At 44.1% G+C, this 19,077-nt stretch carries 17 protein-coding genes; 14 read left to right on the plus strand and 3 right to left on the minus strand.

Annotated elements, in window-relative coordinates:
- Positions 1-56: 56 nt before the first annotated feature.
- Positions 57-1,034 (minus strand): LacI family DNA-binding transcriptional regulator, encoded by a 978-nt coding sequence (locus tag CU633_RS13345; RefSeq protein WP_101661091.1) that lies wholly within the window; start codon positions 1,032-1,034, stop codon positions 57-59.
- Between the two features lie 333 nt (positions 1,035-1,367).
- Between CU633_RS13345 and CU633_RS13350 the strand changes: the two genes are divergently transcribed.
- The 8 genes from CU633_RS13350 to CU633_RS13380 all read left to right on the plus strand — a co-directional run bounded on the left by CU633_RS13350 (position 1,368) and on the right by CU633_RS13380 (position 10,417).
- Positions 1,368-3,233: a GAF domain-containing sensor histidine kinase gene (locus CU633_RS13350; protein ID WP_101661092.1), complete on the plus strand. Its 1,866-nt coding sequence runs from the start codon at positions 1,368-1,370 to the stop codon at positions 3,231-3,233.
- Entirely contained in the window at positions 3,208-3,855 is a 648-nt protein-coding gene (locus tag CU633_RS13355; protein WP_101661093.1) for a response regulator, read from the plus strand. The genes CU633_RS13350 and CU633_RS13355 overlap by 26 nt, the downstream gene beginning before the upstream one ends.
- A gap of 275 nt (positions 3,856-4,130) precedes the next feature.
- A complete protein-coding gene (locus tag CU633_RS13360; RefSeq protein ID WP_101661094.1) occupies positions 4,131-5,555 on the plus strand; it encodes a S8 family serine peptidase in 1,425 nt (474 codons plus the stop codon).
- 220 nt (positions 5,556-5,775) lie between these two features.
- On the plus strand, positions 5,776-8,250 hold the full coding sequence (locus CU633_RS13365; protein WP_101661095.1) for a S8 family serine peptidase: 2,475 nt from the start codon (positions 5,776-5,778) through the stop codon (positions 8,248-8,250).
- 112 nt (positions 8,251-8,362) lie between these two features.
- Complete coding sequence (locus CU633_RS13370; RefSeq protein WP_308314761.1) at positions 8,363-9,148, plus strand: AraC family transcriptional regulator; 786 nt, start codon at positions 8,363-8,365, stop codon at positions 9,146-9,148.
- Positions 9,149-9,203: 55 nt separating this feature from the next.
- The gene (locus CU633_RS13375; RefSeq protein WP_101661097.1) at positions 9,204-9,458 is read left to right on the plus strand and encodes a VOC family protein; all 255 of its coding nucleotides are present in this window, start codon (positions 9,204-9,206) and stop codon (positions 9,456-9,458) included.
- Positions 9,430-9,558: a VOC family protein gene (locus CU633_RS23650; RefSeq protein WP_374703373.1), complete on the plus strand. Its 129-nt coding sequence runs from the start codon at positions 9,430-9,432 to the stop codon at positions 9,556-9,558. The genes CU633_RS13375 and CU633_RS23650 overlap by 29 nt, the downstream gene beginning before the upstream one ends.
- 427 nt (positions 9,559-9,985) lie before the next feature.
- The gene (locus tag CU633_RS13380; RefSeq protein ID WP_101661098.1) at positions 9,986-10,417 is read left to right on the plus strand and encodes a VOC family protein; all 432 of its coding nucleotides are present in this window, start codon (positions 9,986-9,988) and stop codon (positions 10,415-10,417) included.
- A gap of 267 nt (positions 10,418-10,684) precedes the next feature.
- Here the strand turns inward: CU633_RS13380 and CU633_RS13385 are convergent, their stop codons facing one another.
- Entirely contained in the window at positions 10,685-11,602 is a 918-nt protein-coding gene (locus tag CU633_RS13385) for a DMT family transporter (protein ID WP_180954961.1), read from the minus strand.
- A 165-nt stretch (positions 11,603-11,767) separates the two neighbouring features.
- On the opposite strand from CU633_RS13385, the gene shc reads away from it, so the two are divergent.
- The 6 genes from shc to CU633_RS13415 all read left to right on the plus strand — a co-directional run bounded on the left by shc (position 11,768) and on the right by CU633_RS13415 (position 17,479).
- Positions 11,768-13,663: a squalene--hopene cyclase gene (gene shc / locus CU633_RS13390; RefSeq protein ID WP_101661099.1), complete on the plus strand. Its 1,896-nt coding sequence runs from the start codon at positions 11,768-11,770 to the stop codon at positions 13,661-13,663.
- Positions 13,664-13,958: 295 nt separating this feature from the next.
- Entirely contained in the window at positions 13,959-14,303 is a 345-nt protein-coding gene (locus CU633_RS13395; protein WP_101661100.1) for a lmo0954 family membrane protein, read from the plus strand.
- 21 nt (positions 14,304-14,324) lie between these two features.
- The gene (locus CU633_RS13400; RefSeq protein ID WP_101661101.1) at positions 14,325-14,972 is read left to right on the plus strand and encodes a PspA/IM30 family protein; all 648 of its coding nucleotides are present in this window, start codon (positions 14,325-14,327) and stop codon (positions 14,970-14,972) included.
- Between the two features lie 101 nt (positions 14,973-15,073).
- Complete coding sequence (liaF, locus tag CU633_RS13405) at positions 15,074-15,814, plus strand: cell wall-active antibiotics response protein LiaF (RefSeq protein ID WP_101661102.1); 741 nt, start codon at positions 15,074-15,076, stop codon at positions 15,812-15,814.
- Positions 15,811-16,854 carry a sensor histidine kinase gene (locus tag CU633_RS13410; RefSeq protein WP_101661103.1) on the plus strand — a complete coding sequence of 348 codons (1,044 nt, stop codon included), beginning with the start codon at positions 15,811-15,813 and terminating at the stop codon, positions 16,852-16,854. Before liaF ends, CU633_RS13410 begins: the two co-directional genes overlap by 4 nt.
- Positions 16,847-17,479, plus strand: coding sequence for a response regulator transcription factor (locus CU633_RS13415; protein ID WP_101661104.1), 633 nt, complete (start codon positions 16,847-16,849; stop codon positions 17,477-17,479). The genes CU633_RS13410 and CU633_RS13415 overlap by 8 nt, the downstream gene beginning before the upstream one ends.
- Before the next feature lie 73 nt (positions 17,480-17,552).
- Here CU633_RS13415 and CU633_RS13420 read toward each other — a convergent pair whose 3' ends face one another.
- Entirely contained in the window at positions 17,553-19,046 is a 1,494-nt protein-coding gene (locus CU633_RS13420) for a peptide MFS transporter (protein ID WP_101661105.1), read from the minus strand.
- Positions 19,047-19,077 lie beyond the last annotated feature (31 nt).

A 19,077-nucleotide genomic window follows, 5' to 3' on the forward strand; every position in this document is an offset into this window, starting at 1 on the left:
GACTATCACCGAAAGAAGACTGTAAACCACTTGCGATGGAAACAGTCTTCTTTTTTTTAAGCGGTTGAACGGACGATCAGCTGATATGGAAGTTCGACCTTTTCCACTTTATTGTTGTTGTCGGCAATTAGTGAGAAAGCGAGATTAAAAGCGTTTTTTCCAAGCGAAACACTGTGGTGCTCAATCGTAGTAATATCAAGTACTTTGGAAATCGGGTGGTTGTCAAAACCAATCACAGCCAGATCCTCCGGCACTCTAATTCCGCGTTTTCGCGCTTCCGTTACAATCCCTGCTGCTACCTGATCACAGGCGACGAGCAATGCAGACGGGCGGTCCTTCATGTTAAGAAGCTCGTGCACGACTCTTATGCCATCCTCGATAAAGATGCATTGGTCAAACATCCAATCATTGTGAATGCTCGCGCCGATTTCTCCTAAAGCATCCAGATAGGCTTTTTTTCGCTGGCGGCTGTTGAAGCTATAGCCTCTTGCGATGCAGTAGCCAATCTTTCGATGCCCTTTCGAAATAAGATGGTCCATTCCGAGCTTGAAGCCTCCATAATGATCTATAAACACAGAAGAAATAGCTGCTCCGCGCGTATCTTCACAGGCTACGATCGGGCCAAATTCCGAAAATGGTTCAATTTCGTCCCAGCTGCTCGTTTTAGAGCAAATGATAACCCCGTCAATTTGCTTCATTTTTAACAGTTGCAGAAATTTAAGCTCCTCTTCCGCTTTATAATCTGTCTGGCACATAATAAACCGGTAATTATGCTCGAGTGCGGCACTGGCAATGCCCTGGACAATATCACCAAAATGTGGGTGGTTGATAAAAGGAAGTATTACGCCAACCGTGTAGCTTTTCCCTTTTGCCAGATTAACCGCGTTCAAATTTTGGATATAATCAAGCTTTTCAATTGCGTCTAAAACCGACTTCCGTTTGTCTTCCTTCACATAAGGGTGGTTATTCAAGACGCGGGAAACGGTCGTGACTGAAACACCGGCCATTTTTGCTACTTCCTTAATATTGGCCATTTTCCGTCCTCCTCACTATAAAAAGTCATGAATTTTCCCGAATAATATCCTTTACATTAAATTTATCATAATCACTTGCAATTCAGGAACTATTCTTATACCAAGTCCCGGTTAGTGATATAACTTTTGTACTATAAAAGATAACCCGTTCGTTGAATAGTAAAGAGGATCATTCTTTGCCATAATGAACAGCAACAAAATCCTTTCGAGGATTTGGCCCAGCATTGGTCAGCGGCTCTGCCATTCGACCAGTCTGGGTTTTTTGTTTGAGTTTTTGTAGAACTACCTATAAAATCAATTTAACAGAATATTCATGATAAAGGAGGTGTCGGAGTGAGTAGCCTTGTTCGTTTTGAAAAAAGGGAAAGTTATTCGAAGCTGTATCTTTTGGCCATTTCGATTGTGGGCTGGCTCACCGTTGTTTGCCAGTTGTTTTATTTTGACAAAATCGCAGACTTCGTTCCGATGCTGCTGCTGATTGTTTTTTTATTCATCAGCGAATACTATCCGATGCCTGTTTGGAGAGGCTTCACGGCGATCACCTTCCCGCTCGTTTACATGCTTTATCTGCTCTACGGACTTCCTTACACACTTGTGATCTACGCTGTTGTTGTATTGTCGGTCAATATCCTGCAGCGCCGCCCTTTAAGAATCATTTTTTTCAATCCGGCCCAGCTTGTTCTCAGCTTATTTTTAGCGGAGCAACTTTGGTCGTTCCTCAGCGGTTTTTTACAAAATGGCATTGAATCAGATACACTTTTGGGAATCATTGAATATTGCACTTTATTAATCTTGTTTTTTCTTATTAATAATACGATTGTTGATTTCGTCCTAATGATTCGCCCGCAGCCATATCCGCTCAAGGATTGGAATCAAAAAATGCTGACAGAGCTTATTAGTATCATGCTCTCGCTGGTATATGGCTTGCTTTTGTATGTGCTTGGCAGCCAAAACCGCGGCGAAATTGATTTCTTTTCCTACTTTTTCTTTTTTTCACCCCTGGTCGGCATTGCCCTGTTAAGCTCAACGATCGTTAGGCTCAAAAAAGAGAAGCGGCGGTTGAAGGCGCTGTTTTCCATCACAACGGAGTTAAATCAACAGCTGCCTGCAAAAGAATGGCTGTCAACGTTAAAAAACAGTTTTAATGAGTTTATTAATGTTGAAGCCAGTCTTCTTTGGATGAAAGAGGACGAAGAGTGGAAACTGGAAATCGAGGACGGTAGAGTAGTAAATGGTCATCTTGCATTGTCACCTGAAATGATTGCCGGTTTTGAGGAGATAAAAAAACCTCGGATTTACGCCAATCGCAAAAAGCAGGGCGGAATGGCGGATTCGTTTTTCGATCGGGATATTAAAGCGCTCATGTACTCCCCGCTCGTTGTCGAGGATGAAACAGTCGGCATGTTCATTGTTGGAAAAAGCAGGACGAAAAGCTTCGAGGATGACGATGTCCAATCGATTGCAACGCTATCCAACCAGCTTGCTGTTATTATGAAGACAAAAATGCTTTTTTCTGAAAAAGAAAAACGGATTGTTCTCGAAGAACGCAACCGGATCGCCCGCGATATTCACGACGGGCTCGCACAGACGCTTGCCGGTGCTGTCATGAAGCTTGAAACAGCCGAAAAAAAATTCGACAAGAACCCGGATGAGACGAAAAGATTAGTATCAGACAGTGTTATGAGGCTGCGCCAAAGTTTAAAGGAAGTTCGCGAATCGATCTATGCTTTGCGGCCATACCCTACAGAGCGGGTTGGGCTTGCCACTGCGATCACGAGAAAAATTGAAGCTGTCCGGCAGGAACATGGGCAGAATATCCAATTTGAGATTAGGGGGAAAGAACTCGAGCTTAGCCCGATGGTGGAGAAGGTATTATTTGATACGTTTCGGGAGAGCCTGCAAAACAGCATAAAACATGCAGGTGCATCAAGCATCGAGATTTTACTGAGCTATCAAACAGAACATATATTGTTGAAAGTAAAAGATGATGGTAACGGTTTTTCGCTTTTCCAGGCAATGCTTAAAGCGAGAAACCAACCGCATTTCGGCATCTTGCAAATGAACGATGCCGCGGATAAAATCAATGCTTCGCTGCAAATAGACAGCAAGGAAGGAGAGGGGACAGAAGTTACACTTACAGTGCCAAAAATGGGGTTTGAAGGGGGAGATTTAGTTGATCAGGCTCATGCTAGTGGATGACCATGCTGTGTTAAGAGACGGGCTCCGCAACATTTTAGGAATGGAAGACGATATCGAAGTGGTTGGCGAAGCGGTTTCCGGGGACGAGGCTCTAGAGAAAATTGGCATCATTAAGCCGGATATCGTCGTAATGGATATCAACATGCCAAACAAAAATGGGGTAGAAGTAACCGGGATTATTAAAAGACAATATCCAAATATAAAAGTTTTGGTTTTGACGATGCACAGCCATGACGAGTTTTTCATGTCTGCCATCCGCGAAGGCGCCGACGGCTATTTATTAAAAGATGCACCCTCCGATCAAGTTGTCGCGGCAATCCGAACGGTGGCGAAGGGAGAGTCAGTCATTCACCCGTCCATGACAAAAAAGCTGCTTTCTTTCCACCAGCAAAAGCAAACCGAAACAGAAGATTCCAGCTTAACGGAAAGAGAGAAGGAAGTTCTGCTGTGTCTTGTCGAAGGATTAAGCAATAAAGAAATTGCACAGCGCCTGTTTATCAGTGACAAAACTGTGAAAATTCATGTCAGCAAGATTTTCAAAAAGTTAAACGTGAAAAGCCGGTCCCAGGTTGTGATTTACGCGGTCCAGAACCAGCTTGTGCCAATGCCGCCGGGCTCCTGAATGTACAGGGGCCTTTTTCTATTGGTTTTTAAAATACCATCAACTTCGCTAATTTTATCGTCGACTTTGCAGCCTTTATCATCAACTTCGCACCATTTATCATCAACAATTAAAATCTATCACCAACTCCCATTTTTAATAGTGCCCTACTACCTTAGTAGTAAGTAAGTTAATACTACAGGGCATCGAATTTACCCCTTCTGCACAATAGTGGAGTGGCCCGGCACATGAGATAATTTTAAAAATGCTTAAAATTCAAACTGGGAGTGAAATGGATGAAGATTAGAGCAGCCTTATTATCGTTTCTTTTGTTTGCGGCAGTTATTTTCGGTGCGATCATGCAGGGAACTTCCTCAAAAGCAACCGGATTAAACTCAACTAAAATCGATTCCAGCTTGGCAGAGGCTCTATCGAATGCAACTGGACCGGTTGAAGTGATTGTCACCTTTAAGGGCGCAAGCGGTCCAACTGCGGGTCAGCTCGACTTTTTGAAAAATGCCGGGGTTACGAAAGGGATTGCTTTCAAGAGCCTGCCGATCGCAGGTGTTCTCGCTACAAAAGGGCAGGTTGAAAAGCTTGCTGAAAGCGATCAGGTTCTATCGATCTATTATAATAAAAAACTGGCATACGAAAATGCGGCAGCAACCGATTTAACCGGGGTAGATAAGGTTCGCACAGATGACAAGATGAGAAAGCTGAACGGCGGGCTTCCAGTATCCGGTAAAGGGATCGGAGTTGTCATCAATGACAGCGGCGTAGATGGACTCCATAAAGACATTAAATTTGGCGATCATCTTGTCCAAAATGTATTGGGTTCCACGAATCTTCATGCTGTTGATGCCTTATTGCCTATTACGTATGCGGAAAATGTTCCATCCACTGATCATAATTCCGGACATGGTACACATGTCGCCGGCATTGTTGGCGGGACCGGTGCTATGTCGGGAAGTAAGTATGAAGGAGTTGCACCGGGCGCAAACCTAATTGGTTATGGGTCCGGTGCCGGACTGGCGATCCTTGATACGCTTGGCGGCTTTGACTACGCTCTCACACATCAGCAGGAATACAATATTCGCATCATTACCAATTCATGGGGAGATACAGGAGATGCTGGTACCGATTTTGATCCGAATCATCCAATCAATGTAGCCACAAAAAGGTTATATGACCGCGGCATTGTCACAGTTTTTTCTGCCGGAAACTCAGGTCCTGAACAAAAAACAATCTCGGGAAATTATAAAAAAGCGCCATGGGTTGTCGCGGTCGCAGCCGGAACCAAGTCAGGAGCTTTGGCTGATTTTTCATCGCGCGGTGAAAAGGGAAATGGCGGTACAGTTACAGTTGATGGGGAAACCTGGACTTGGGAAGACCGTCCAACGGTTACCGCGCCGGGTGTCGACATCATTTCGACCAGGGTGATTTCGCCAATAGCATCACTTGGCGCGACAGACGATGTGCAATATATCGAGCCGGCTTACATTCCTTATTATACGACGATGAGCGGAACGTCGATGGCGGCCCCGCACGCTGCCGGAATCATTGCGTTAATGCTTGACGCCAACCCGCTCCTGTCTGCAAAAGAAGTGAAGGATATTTTGCAGAAAACAGCAACCCCAATGGAAGGATATGAAAACTGGGAAGTTGGAGCAGGTTATATTAATGCTTATAAAGCAGTGCAAGCTTCTTTTTATAAAAAATAATCTGATGAAGGTGCCTTCGATGCCGAATCCGGTATTAAGGCGCTTTCTTGTAATTTGACCATAGGGGGAACACATCCGGCAACTATTGGTCTACAACTTTTGTACGATAGGAGAATACTCCTTCCGGGTTTCAATTTTATAACCTTTGTGGAATATCCACTTTTCCGCCTTTAATAGATAATAAAATTAGTATTTTATTAATTTTGAGAGGAGCACGAAAATGAAACGATGGCTTATTGTTTTTTTTGCGTTAATACTGTTCTTTCCTTCGTTTGCCGGACAGAATAGGGCTGTTCAAGCAAACACGGAACGCACAGCCGTTCTTGATCCGCTTCTTGAAAAAGCAATGGAAACCGAAAGCAGCCTGCAAGTCATTGTCAGCTTTGACGGGGACGGGCCACCGACATCATCGCAGCTTAACCTTTTGAAAGGACTTGGCATTGACACAGGCATCACAATGAAGTCGCTGCCAATCGCTGGTGTGTTGGCTACAAAAGCACAAATCGAAAAATTGGCAACGCACGATCAAGTCCGATCTATTTATTTAAATAAGAAACTTACTTATTTTAACGAAGAAGCTACTGATGTGACGGGTGTTGATAAAGTTAGAACAGATGATTCCTTCCGAAAAGCCAATAACGGGCTGCCTGTTTCCGGAAAAGGAATCGGGGTTGTCATTAATGACAGCGGCGTCGATGGCACGCACAAAGACCATGAACTGGGCAGAAATTTAGTGCAAAACGTCATGGCTTCGACAAACTTGAATAGTCTTGCTCCAGAACTGCTGCCGATTACTTACCAGGAAAACGTTCCGAATACCGATACTAATTCAGGCCATGGAACCCATGTGGCCGGGACGGTCGGGGGAACAGGCGCAATGTCGTCAGGAAAATATGAAGGTGTTGCTCCGGGCGCTGACTTAATCGGTTACGGCTCAGGTGCCGCCCTGTTTATTTTGGATGGAATCGGCGGTTTTGACTATGCGATCACCCATCAGCAGCAATACAATATCCGGGTTATTACAAATTCATGGGGATCTACAGGCGATTTTGATCCGAACGATCCAATTAATATTGCCAGCAAAAAAGCGTACGACCGCGGTATTACAGTCCTTTTTGCCGCCGGAAATGAAGGTCCTGGCGAGAACACGCATAACCCTTATGCAAAAGCGCCTTGGGTTATTTCGGTTGCAGCAGGTGTTAAAGACGGTACGTTAGCCGACTTTTCTTCACGGGGAACAAAAGGAGCTGGCGGAAAGTTTACGATCGACGGCCAGGAATGGACATGGAAGGATGAACCGGCGATCACTGCACCTGGTGTTGATATTATTTCGACACGCGTCATCGCACCGGTATCAAGTCTGTCTGCTGATCAAGATGCTGCAGTGCTCAGTCCGGCCCATTTGCCGTACTACACGCATATGAGCGGAACTTCGATGGCGACTCCGCATGTTGCCGGAATCACCGCGCTCATTCTTGAAGTAAATCCCGAGCTTTCGCCTGCGGAAGTCAAACAAATTTTACAAGAAACAGCTACCAACATGCCGGGCTATGAGTCATGGGAGGCCGGTGCCGGCTATGTCAATGCTTATGCAGCTGTTGACAAAGCCTTCAACGGCAAAGCTTACGGAAAAACCGTCAACATGTTCCAGAAATTTAACAGCAATGTTAACTCATCTACAGAACGGACTGAATTTGAAGTAGATTATAATCCATTGACACTTGTTTCGACCAATCAATACGAATTTACTGTAAAAGAAGGGCTAACAAGCCTTACAGCAAAAGTAGATGGAAAAGGATTGTTGGAAGAAACGGGGAATCCGATTAATCTCGTGTTAATTGCACCTGATGGAACGGAATACAGCTCGGGCGTGAGTTTGTTGTTCCCGCTCTACTACGATCGAACTGTATCTGTCAATTCCCCGGCAGCCGGTACATGGAAAGCTGAAATAAGAGGACTGAGGGGCAACGAAGTGAATCCAGTCGGGGCAGCGCTTCCTGAGACTGTCAAAGGTACTTTGGCATTTACAAAGGTGAGCGGTTTTACCGGATTGAATGACATTAACGCCCATCCGGCTGCGGCGGCGATTCAAATCGGTGTCAACGAAAGATTGTTTGATGGTTACGCAAATGGAGCATTCAAACCAGATTCAGCCTTGATGAGAAAAGAGCTGGCAAAATACCTCGTGATGGGTGCGGAAATCCGCCAGTCGCTGCCAGCCGTGGGACAAAAAACATTTTTTGATGTTGCCAGTGAGGACCTGTCTTTTGTCGAAGCAACCGCTGCAAAAGGTGCCGCGTTTGCGGATAAAAAGCACATCCAAAATGGCGTCATCCTGCCAAAGGCAAGCGGGAAGTTCGCACCAAAGGATGCTGTGACCCGTGCGGAACTTGCCTACTCGTTGGTCCAGAGCCTTGGGTTGCAAAACGAGGCAAAAGCCTTTGAAGGAGACCTGACTGTGCAGTATAAAGACGAAAGAATCGCCATCCAGGATGCGGCGGACATTCCAGCCGAATTAAAAGGATATGTCCAGCTCGCTTTAGACTTAAATATCCTGAATGCCAAGTTCTCCATCTCCCAGGGACCGTACGACTTAAAACCAACCGTCACAGCTACGTTTAGCCCGAAGCAAACCGTAACACGCGGCGATTTTGCCGTGGCAATGACGAGGTATTACAACGCTTTTCTAAAATAAAAAAATAGGAGCCGGCCAGCGTCATATGCTGGCAGGCTCTTTTGATATTTTAAAGGAATTTTCGATATTTTGGGAGAACTATATATCTTATAAAATTGGCAAGGAGGTTGTTGTGAGGTTGGATCCCGAGCATAAGAAAGCGGCAGAGGAAGCAATTAAGTATATGCAAAAGCATTTAGACCAGGACATAACAACTGTTGAACTTGCAACGCATGTGGGCTATAGTACATACCATTTTATCCGGATTTTCAAAGAGATCACCGGAGTAACTCCAAGGCATTATCTTTCCGCCCTGAGAATAGAGTCGGGCAAACAAATTCTCCTCGATTCTTCGGCTTCGAATCTTAAAACCCTGCTAGCAATCGGGTTTCGCAGCATGGGGTCATTTTCTTCCCGTTTCAAGCAGCTCGTCGGCCTGTCACCGAAAGGGTTTCGGCTCGAATCGGAAGCTCTTGTAAACTATGTGAATCAGTATAAACATAAAGAAATAGTCGCACCGGTTGATGTGTCAAACCAGTCCCCTTGTATCCATTGCCATATGCAGGTACCGTCTTCTTTTAAAGGATTAATTTTTGTTGGGTTGTTTCCCCGCCCGATTCCGGATCAACGGCCGGTTGCGGGAACGGCGCTTCATCATACAAAAAGGATTCACAGCTTTGCAAATGTTCCGCCCGGACAATATTATGTTTTAGCTGCCGGTATTCCATGGAGTTTAAATCCGAAAAACTACTTTGTATATGACAAGGCATTGCGGGGAAAATCAGAGCCGGTTACTGTACAGGAAGATTCTATTTTAGAAGTGAATGTGGAACTGAGGGAGCCGTTGCCATATGACCCGCCCATTTTGGTCAATTTGCCGTTGTTGTTATTTGAAAAGGATAACGATGAAGCAAACTAGAAGAATTTTAGCTTACTTATTTCCAATATATTTAGAGTAAGAAAGGGGAGAAAGTATGTTAAATCAAATCGGGGTATTAACGATCCGTGTCAACAACTTAAAAGAAGCGATCACGTTTTATACTGAGGCATTAGGTTTTGAGGTGGCCAGGCATTACGGCGAAAAGCTTGTCAGCCTAAAGCATGATGGACTGCCGCTTGTTTTGGAAGAAACCGGGGGCATTCGCAAATTCGCAGAACAATGTCCTGCCTGGACTCATCGCCAAGAATTTAGACGAGGAGATAGAGGTATTAAAATCTCAAGGCTTTAAATTTTTATTCGATGAACCGAAACCATGCCCACCTGGCCGGTATACGATTATCGAAGATCCAAGCGGCAATCAAATTGAACTGGTTGAGTTTTCAAATTAGGAAACTTTCTTATGGATTGCATTGGTGAATCTTTGATACAGTACCGCTGTCCAATTTTCCACATGAGTTTTGTCCTTCATGCGGGCTATGAAGACCACTTTTCCAATTTTCCGAATGAGATTTGTCCTTCATGCGGGCTATGAAGACCACTTTTCCTATTTTCCAAATGAGATTTGTCCTTCAAGCACGCTATGAAACCCGCCTTTCCTATTTCGAATGAGAATTGTCCTTCATGCGCCATAATAGCATCCACTCTCTTAGCTCATCGACACATCGCTGAGTTAATATAGTCATAATAAATAAGAATGAAAATCTGAGTCTACCACAGCTTTAGAAGCTGTGGTATTTTTAACTAAAAAGTAACAGAACATTGTCTATTTTTGGTATTATTATAGCATAGTTAAGTAAATTTAAAGGAGTGGCAGGGATGGTACCGCAAAGAGTTAGTTTGATCACGATAGGTGCAGTGGATTTGCCGAAATTAAGGGCTTTTTATCAGCGGTTAGGGTGGGAAGAAACGGACATCAGCTCTGATCATTATGCTGTGTTCAAGACGGCTGGGGTTCTGCTCTCATTGTTTCCGATTGGGGATTTGCAAAAAGACGCAGGGGTAGAAATTACTAAACCATCTGCCTCTTATTCTGCTATTACATTCGCAATCAACGTTGACGAACCAGAACAAGTGGACTTGACAATCGAATTAATACGCGAAGCCGGCGGGAAAATCCTTCGCGGACCAAGCGGGGCTGTTTGGGGAGGAAGAACCGCCTATTTCGCTGATCCGGAAAATAATCTCTGGGAATTGGCATGGAATCCCGATTCAGTATTTGACGAGCGCGGAGCAATGATTTCGTTTTAATTTTGCTAAGAAAGGGTCCTTTATGATTCAGTTGCCTGATAGTTTTATTGAAATCATCAAATTTGTACATAAGGAAAGGGGAGCCGAATGGATTCGGAATTTCAACAGTTTGTTCTCTTATTGCGAAAATAGGTGGTCAATGAAAATTCATTCTCCATACGAATTATCCTTTAATTTTGTCGCTCCAGCTGAATCGGCAGATGGAACGGAAATTGTTGCAATTAAATGCGGCTCCCTGCAAATCGCAGGCAGCCGCATTCTCTGGTTCTATGAAACTTTGACACGCCGTCGTCTTTTTCTTATTAAATCCTCCAATGCCCCCGATCCAAACACAACCCCTGACACGATCAGAACAAGGCCGGCAAAATGAGAAGGATAGAGCTGTTCCCCGAGGAACATCGCTGATCCAAGCAATGAAAAAAATGTACTTAAATTGAGAAAAATGGCTGCTTCAGCCGGGCCGGTTTGGCCGATTGCATAGTTGTAGATATAATGTCCAACAGCAGTAGCGAGGATCGCCGAAGCGAAAAATGCACCCCACACATAAGCAGGTGCCCCACCTAGTGATTTAAGACCATCACGCTCTATCACGATACTGAGCAAAAAGAGAATGAAGGACCCAATTATAAGCATATACCCGGTCAAAAGGCGCGGATCCAAGGTTGCAGAAGCCTTTTTAATTAAAATAAAGCTCATACCCTGAGCTAAAATCGATAGAAACACATAAAAATCACCAAGATTAATATCGCCTATTTCTTTATTACCAGCAAGTACGGTACAGCTTATTCCAATCCCGCCCAGCACAAATCCAATCAGTTGGAGACGTGTTGGAAATCTCTTTAAAAAGATCAACGCAAAGCAGGCGGTAAGAAGCGGACCAAGTCCTAGAATTAATCCTCCGTTTGTAGCCGTGGTTCTTGCCAGGCCTGTCGCTAAAAATAAATGATGGGCAACAACATTCAATAAACCTCCGACAATGATATACCCAAGCTCCTGCCGCGACGGCTTACGTATTTTCTTGGAGATTGCCAGAATCAACAATACGCATACTCCAGCAGTGAAAATTCGCAACGCTGTAATCGTCACGGGCATAAAATGCTCGACAAGAATCTTAAGTACCGACACATTTAGTCCCCAAATTAGCATAACACCAGTCAGAACTAAATAAATCTGATAGTTTTTCAAGCTGTCATCTTCTTTCTGTGCAAAAGGGAGCTATCCTTTAAAATTATCTTCCTATTATAATATTTTCCAGTCAGATACTCAAAGGATAATGACCTGAGCATGTATGGGAAATCGACATCGTGAATATACATGGGGTGACTATTTGTTTTAAGGAGGGGAGCGGTTGTGCACGAAGTTAATCAGGAAATCGAGCGAATTATCCGTGTGTTGAAAGAGGATCAAATCGAGGACGGATCCTGGCGATATCCTTTTGAGACAGGAATCATTACAGATGCATACATGATCATCCTGCTTAGGTCATTAAAAATCGATAACGAGGAAGAGCTGATAAAAGCCCTTGTTAAGCGAATTGAACGGAAACAGGAACAAAGCGGAGCGTGGAAGCTGTTTAAAGATGAACAGGGAAATGGCAATCTTTCTTTGACGATTGAGGCTTACTACGCACTGCTTTATTCGGGCTATCGAAATGATCATGACCAAACCATGCTTTCAGCACGAAAATTTATTTATGAAAATGGCGGATTAAAGAAAGCAGGAATGTATACAAAAATTATGCTCGCGACAACAGGACAATACCGTTGGCCCGCTTTTTTCCCCATTCCGCTTGAGATTGTACTGCTCCCGGCTTCTTTCCCGATAAATAAATTCGACATTTCGGTGTTTGGCAGGGCCAATCTGGTGCCGATTCTCCTTCTTGCAAATGCAAAGTATCAACGGAAAACAAGGAAGAGCCCCAATCTGGAAAGTTTATATTTTCGAATTAACAATGAAGATGACTGGGAGGAATTTCAATCACGGGAGTGGCGGGTTTGCTATTCTTCTTTAAAAAATGCGATAAACAACTTATTAAGTTTCCCCGCCCAGCTCCATAAACAGGCACTGAAGCAGACGGAAAGTTTTATGCTGGAACGGATTGAACCTGATGGAACACTGTTAAGCTATTTCAGCTCAACCTTCTATATGATTTTTGCTCTTCTCGCCCTCGGTTATTCGAAAAACGACCGGATCATCAAAAAAGCTGTAAACGGATTGAAAAAGATGGCGTGTCGTATTGATGATGATATACATATCCAATATACGACTGCAAGCGTCTGGAATACATCACTAATCGGTTATGCATTGCAAGAAGCGGGCCTGTCGCAGCAAGACGAAAGTGTGACCCGGGCAAACCGCTACCTGCTCTCGCGCCAGCATCATAAATATGGCGACTGGCGCATTTATAATCCAAATGCCAGGCCAGGAGGCTGGGGTTTTTCCGATGTGAATACAATCAATCCTGATATTGATGATACAACTGCATCGCTTCGGGCCCTATATGACTCTACTAAACGAGACCAGACTGCAAGAAACTCGTGGCAGAAGGGGCTTGACTGGACATTGACGATGCAAAATGATGACGGGGGCTGGGCGGCTTTTGAAAGAAACGTTGATAAAAAGCTGCTTCATTTGCTGCCGGTTCAGGGCGCGGAATTTATTTTAACCGACCCGTCAACGCCCGATTTAACAGGAAGAACCCTTGAATTTCTCGGCCGTTACGTCAGCCTCAACAGCCCTGAACTAACAGCAGGACGCGCAATAAATTGGCTATTAAACAATCAAAGACTCGATGGATCGTGGTATGGAAGGTGGGGCATCTGCTATATTTACGGGACGTGGGCAGCGGTTACCGGCTTAGTGTCAGCCGGAGTTCCAAACGGACATCAGGCGATCAAAAAAGCAGAACGCTGGCTGATCAGTATCCAAAATGAGGACGGAGGCTGGGGAGAATCGTGCAACAGCGACATTCAGAAGAAATATGTGCCACTCGGTACAAGCACGCTTACCCATACAGCATGGGCCGCGGATGCACTCCTGTCCATTTCAGACGAGGAGATACCTGAAATCAAAAAAGCGATCGCTTATCTGACGCGTGAAGGAAACAAACAGGACTGGACCATTCATTATCCAACCGGACAGGGAATGGCCTCATTTTTCTATATTCACTATCACAGCTACAAATATATCTGGCCGCTGCTGACATTGAGTAAGTATAGAAACAAATTCATATCTTCGTTATCTTGATTAAAAGGTTTTTATATTTTTCTTGGTTTTATTGGGAAATAAAATTCTGAAACAAGCTTGGGATGAATGAGTTAAATTATGTTATAACGGCCGCACGTTTAACGTGAGGCCGTTTCTTCATCCTGAGAGTGACCAATTTATCCGCAAAAAATCTATTATATCCGCGAAAGCACTATTGGGACAAGCCGGACTTACTTCTGCTACGCCTCAAGTCTGATGTGAAAATAAAGCTGAGGCTCGTTATAGAAGGTTTGGGATAAAGGTAAGATGAAATCAAGAAAGGAGGAAACGGAAAATGAAAAAATTCGGTTTGCTTTTAATAGGAGGAATTGCAGCGCTGGTGCTGATCTCGCAACTCGGTCCAATGATCGGTTTGGCGGTGAGTCTGCTCGTCCTGTATCTCGTCGTCAAGCAGTTTATAAAGACGGAATCGACGTGGGCGAAGATCGGCTGGGCTGCGATCGGTTTTATGGCGCTGATGGCATCAGCTTCAAATGTTCCAGCCATCCTTGGAGTTGCCGCAGCTTATATCCTCTATGTTGTCTACAAAAAATGGAACGGCGCGAAAGTGACTTTTAAAGAAGAGAAGGATCCGTTCGTTAACTTTGAAAAAGAGTGGTCCAACCTAAAAAATTATTAAGAAGAGAAGGAGCGTTTGATCATGACAAACCTATTTACCCGGATCAAAAATACAATCGCCGCTGATTTACATGAGGCATTAGACCAGAAGGAACAAAAAAATCCAATTGCCATGCTCAATCAACATTTACGCGAATATGAGCAGGAAACCGAGAAAGTTCGCAAGCTGCTTGAAAGGCAATTTCGCTTAAAGGAACAGTTTACCCGTGAATACCATCAGGCGCGCGAGCTTGCGGCAAAAAGAAAGCGTCAGGCGGAGATAGCCTTAAAGGCAGAGGAAACCGAGCTGTATGAATTCGCTTCACAAGAGCAGCGCCAATACGAGGAGCGTGCAGCACGCCTTGACGAAGCGTTGCAAAATGCTGACGGCCAACTTGCCGAGCTGGAACGAAAATACGAAGAAATGAATCATAAGCTAAAGGATATGAACATTCGCCGCATGGAGCTGATGGGCCGGGAAAACGTCACGCGTGCTAATTACCGAATGAACCAGGTTCTTGATAATACCGCTTATTCGAACCAAGCTTATTCCCGCTTTCAAGAAATTGAAACGTATCTTGACCGTTTGGAGCACCAGGTAAACAGTTCTTATTACCGGAGCACGATCGATGCCCGGATTGCCAAACTTGAAAAAGATGTGAAAAAAGAAGAAACCCATTCTATTTCGTGACAGAAACATGGTATTCTTAAAAGGCGTAGGCTTTCTGCGCCTTTTTGCACTTATCATCCAGTCTATCATCCTATTTTTTAAACGCCGCAGGAAGGGAGGAAATGCCTGTGCTCGATAAAATCAAAAGTGATTATATTAGCTGGTTCCTATTAATCGGCTGTATATTGCTTCTTCTTGAAGTGACATTCTTTAATAAAGGGCTTATCTTTTCCCTTCTTGTGGCTGTTGGCATGATTTATTTCGGGCGCAAAGCAATGCCAGGGTCTTTTGGGAAAATCCTGTTTTGGAGCGGTATTATTTTTTTCTGTGCCAGCATTATTGGCATGATGACATTCAGGTTCTTCCTGCTCGCGATTCTTGTCCACTTTGTCATTCAATACTCGCAGTCAAAACGAAAGCCGGAACATATCAATCCAGTGTTAAAAGAGCCGGTCCTGCATAAAAGCGAGGAAGATGTGATCAGAAAAAAGCCGCTTTTTGATAATGTCCTGTTTGGCCAGCATAAAACACCCGAGCGTGTATATGAATGGAATGATATTAATATCCAGGCAGGGTTTGGCGATACAGTCATTGATTTAAGCTATACCGTTCTGCCTCCTGGAGAAACCGTTGTTTTTATTCGCAACTTTATCGGCAATGTCCAGATCCTGGTACCATATGATCTGGAGGTCAGCATTCATCACTCGGTCGTTGCCGGTTCAATAAAAGTCTTCAATTTTCAGGAACCAAAAGCGTTCAACCGTACATTCCAGCTCCAGACACCAGGATACGAAACGCAAGAACAGAAGATTAAGATATTCACCTCATTGATCGTTGGAGATATTGAGGTGAAAAGGGTATGAGTACAGTACAGCGCCAAATCCTCTGGGGAACTGTTGTCGCTTTAATTGTTTTTTTATTGTCCACAGCTGCTTTTTTGGCCGCATACCCTTTAGCTGATTGGTCGGAGCTGTGGAAGCGTGAGTTGATGGATATTCCGTTTATTGTATTTCTGCCAAGTGTCAGTGCGGCAATCGGCATCATTTTTGGGTTTGCGTCAGGCTTTACAAGGCGCAAGCAGCTGCAGGTAATCGAAGACTATCTTCGCCAGCTTGAAGAGGGGCGGCAATTAGACATTAGCGGAGCCGAAAACGATCCGGACCTGTCCGCGATTACAAGCAGAATTGCAAAAGTCCAAAAGCAAATCGCGGAACAGACAAAGCTTTCACAGAGGCTGGCTACCGAAAAAGCCGAGGACCAGGAGACAAGAATTCAGGAAATTATTTCTCAGGAACGAAACCGGCTGGCCAGGGAGCTCCATGATTCTGTCAGCCAGCAATTATTTGCGGCTTCAATGCTGATGTCCGCGATCAATGAGGCGAAACCAGGCTCAGATGATCGTGAAACAAAACAGTTGAAAATTGTCGAAGAAATGATTCACCAGTCCCAGCTTGAAATGAGGGCTCTTCTTCTCCATCTCCGCCCTGCTGCCTTGAAGGGAAAATCTCTTCAGGAAGGAATTGCCGAGCTGCTTATTGAATTATCACAAAAGGTAACGATGGAGATCGTCTGGAAGGTAGAGGAATTTCCACTCGATAAAGGGGTGGAGGACCATCTGTTTCGGATTTTACAAGAAAGTGCATCCAACACACTTCGCCATTCAAAAGCAACAAAGCTTGAAGTTCTGCTTATTAAAAGGGATGAGTTTATCATTTTGCGAATATCCGATGATGGCATCGGTTTTGATGTAGAAGAAGAAAAAGCCGGTTCATACGGGCTGCAAAACATGTATGAGCGGGCATTGGAAATAGGTGCAACCCTTAAAATAGTGAGCATAAAAAATAAAGGAACACGTCTCGAAGTAAAAGTTCCGATAATGAGTGAAGGTGAAATCGATGATTAAAGTATTGTTTGTTGACGATCACGAAATGGTCCGAATCGGGGTTTCCTCGTATTTGTCTGCCCAGCCTGACATCGATGTCATAGGAGAAGCGGATAATGGCCGGACCGGGGTTGAGCTCGCACTTCAGCTCCGCCCTGATATCATTTTAATGGATCTTGTCATGAAGGAAATGGACGGAATTGAAGCGACAAGAAAAATCATCGAAAGTTGGCCGGATGCGAAAATCATTATTGTAACAAGCTTTCTTGACGATGAAAAGGTCTATCCTGCTCTCGAGGCAGGTGCAACCAGTTATATGCTGAAAACATCAAAGGCAAGTGAAATAGCCAATGCTGTCCGCGCAACCTATCACGGCCAACCAGTACTGGAGCCGGAAGTCACGGGCAAAATGATGATGAAGATGCGAAAGCAAAACCAGCATGCTCCACATGAGGAGCTGACAGCCCGGGAAATGGAAATATTGTTATTGATGGCAGAGGGAAAGTCAAACCAGGAAATGGCGGATGAATTATTTATCGCACTCAAGACCGTTAAAACGCACGTCAGCAATATTTTAAGCAAGCTCCAGGTCCAGGACAGAACCCAGGCCGTTATTTATGCTTTTAAACATTCACTCGTCAAGTAAACGGTATTTTAAATTGTTCAAAAAAAAAATCGCCTCCCTCCTTTCGGAGAAAAGGCGATTTTTTTTCTAAGAATTAACGTACACCCTTCATATAATCTTGAATTTTCGGAGAAAGAATTAATAGAATGGCTCCAAGCAAAATTGCGACCGCTCCGATTGCTCCAAAATAAATGATTTCGGTATCCGGGCGGTATAATTTAACGATTTGTGCGTTAATGGCCTGTGCCGATGCGTTTGACAGGAACCATAAACTCATCGTTTGAGCCGAAAAAGCAGCTGGTGCCAATTTCGTAGTCGCAGACAATCCGACAGGTGACAGCAGCAATTCCCCGAGTACGACCAGGAAGAAGCTGAGCACAAGCCAGAGTGGGCTTACGAGTGTTTCAGTTCCATTCATGGCTGCAGGAATGATCATGACGAGGAACGAAAGCCCTGCAAAAAATAAACCATAAGCAAACTTTTTAGAAGTGGATGGCTGCCTATTGCCAAGCTTCACCCACAGCCATGCAAACACCGGTGCTAAAAAGATGATAAATAACGGGTTTAAATACTGGAACCAGGAAGGTGTAATATCCATTCCAGCAAAAGATAGCTGTGTCCGATTGTCAGCGTACAAAGCCAGAATAATTGAGCCCTGTTCCTGAATAGCCCAAAAGATCATTGCAGCAATAAACAAAGGAATGTAAGCAATGATGCGTGATCGCTCTACCTCGGTTGTCTTTGGACTGTTATACATCACCATAAAGTATAGGGTTGGAATAATGATTCCGAGAATACTGATCAGGAATACAAATCGTTCAATATTTAAGAGACCTGTTTGAATAGAGATAGCACCTAAAATGATAATGATTGCCGTGCTAATTCCAATAATACCAAATACCTTTTTTCTTTCTTCCTTTGTTAATGGGTTTGGAACATGCGTACCTGCTAAACCAAGGTTTTTCTTTTTAGTTACAACAAAAGTGATCAGTCCGAGCAGCATACCGATTGCAGCAAGGCTAAAACCAAGATGATAATTATACTCTTGTCCGACTGTACCAACAATCAGTGGTGCAAGAAAGCCACCTAAGTTAATGCCCATGTAAAAAATGCTGAAACCTGAATCACGGCGGGTATCCTCATCGCTATATAAATCACCGACAACACTGGAAACGTTGGGCTTTAATAGGCCTGTCCCAATTACGATTAAGGCCATGGATATGAATAATGCTGTAACACCGGCTGGTAAAGCCAGGACGATGTGGCCGAACATGATCAAAATACCGCCAAAAAACACGGTTTTGGATGTCCCCAACAGCCGGTCCGCGATCCAGCCGCCGATAATACCAGACATATAGACGAGTGATCCATAAATCGCCATAATTGAAGCGGCAGTAGTTTGGTCAAGCCCCAATCCACCTTCTGACACTTCATAGTACATATAATAAAGTAGAATTGCTCTCATCCCATAGTAAGAAAAACGCTCCCAGAATTCTGTGAAAAAGAGAGTGAATAATCCTTTAGGATGTCCGAAAAAACCTTTTTGCGGAATACTTTGGATTCTTGCGTTTTTATCCATAGTTGACATAATATAACCTCCTATTTCCTCATACTATAAT

It is taken from the genome of Bacillus sp. V3-13 (assembly GCF_002860165.1).
Taxonomy (GTDB): domain Bacteria; phylum Bacillota; class Bacilli; order Bacillales; family Cytobacillaceae; genus Bacillus_BJ.

Bases quoted from the DNA above. Each gene is read 5' to 3' on its own strand.
- CU633_RS13400 (WP_101661101.1), top strand. From the start codon at position 14,325: ATGACAAACCTATTTACCCGGATCAAAAATACAATCGCCGCTGATTTA.
- CU633_RS13380 (WP_101661098.1), top strand. From the start codon at position 9,986: ATGGTACCGCAAAGAGTTAGTTTGATCACGATAGGTGCAGTGGATTTG.
- CU633_RS13410 (WP_101661103.1), top strand. From the start codon at position 15,811: ATGAGTACAGTACAGCGCCAAATCCTCTGGGGAACTGTTGTCGCTTTA.
- CU633_RS13375 (WP_101661097.1), top strand. From the start codon at position 9,204: ATGTTAAATCAAATCGGGGTATTAACGATCCGTGTCAACAACTTAAAA.
- CU633_RS13345 (WP_101661091.1), bottom strand. From the start codon at position 1,034: ATGGCCAATATTAAGGAAGTAGCAAAAATGGCCGGTGTTTCAGTCACG.
- liaF (WP_101661102.1), top strand. From the start codon at position 15,074: ATGCCTGTGCTCGATAAAATCAAAAGTGATTATATTAGCTGGTTCCTA.
- CU633_RS13420 (WP_101661105.1), bottom strand. From the start codon at position 19,046: ATGTCAACTATGGATAAAAACGCAAGAATCCAAAGTATTCCGCAAAAA.
- CU633_RS13365 (WP_101661095.1), top strand. From the start codon at position 5,776: ATGAAACGATGGCTTATTGTTTTTTTTGCGTTAATACTGTTCTTTCCT.
- CU633_RS13360 (WP_101661094.1), top strand. From the start codon at position 4,131: ATGAAGATTAGAGCAGCCTTATTATCGTTTCTTTTGTTTGCGGCAGTT.
- CU633_RS13415 (WP_101661104.1), top strand. From the start codon at position 16,847: ATGATTAAAGTATTGTTTGTTGACGATCACGAAATGGTCCGAATCGGG.
- CU633_RS13395 (WP_101661100.1), top strand. From the start codon at position 13,959: ATGAAAAAATTCGGTTTGCTTTTAATAGGAGGAATTGCAGCGCTGGTG.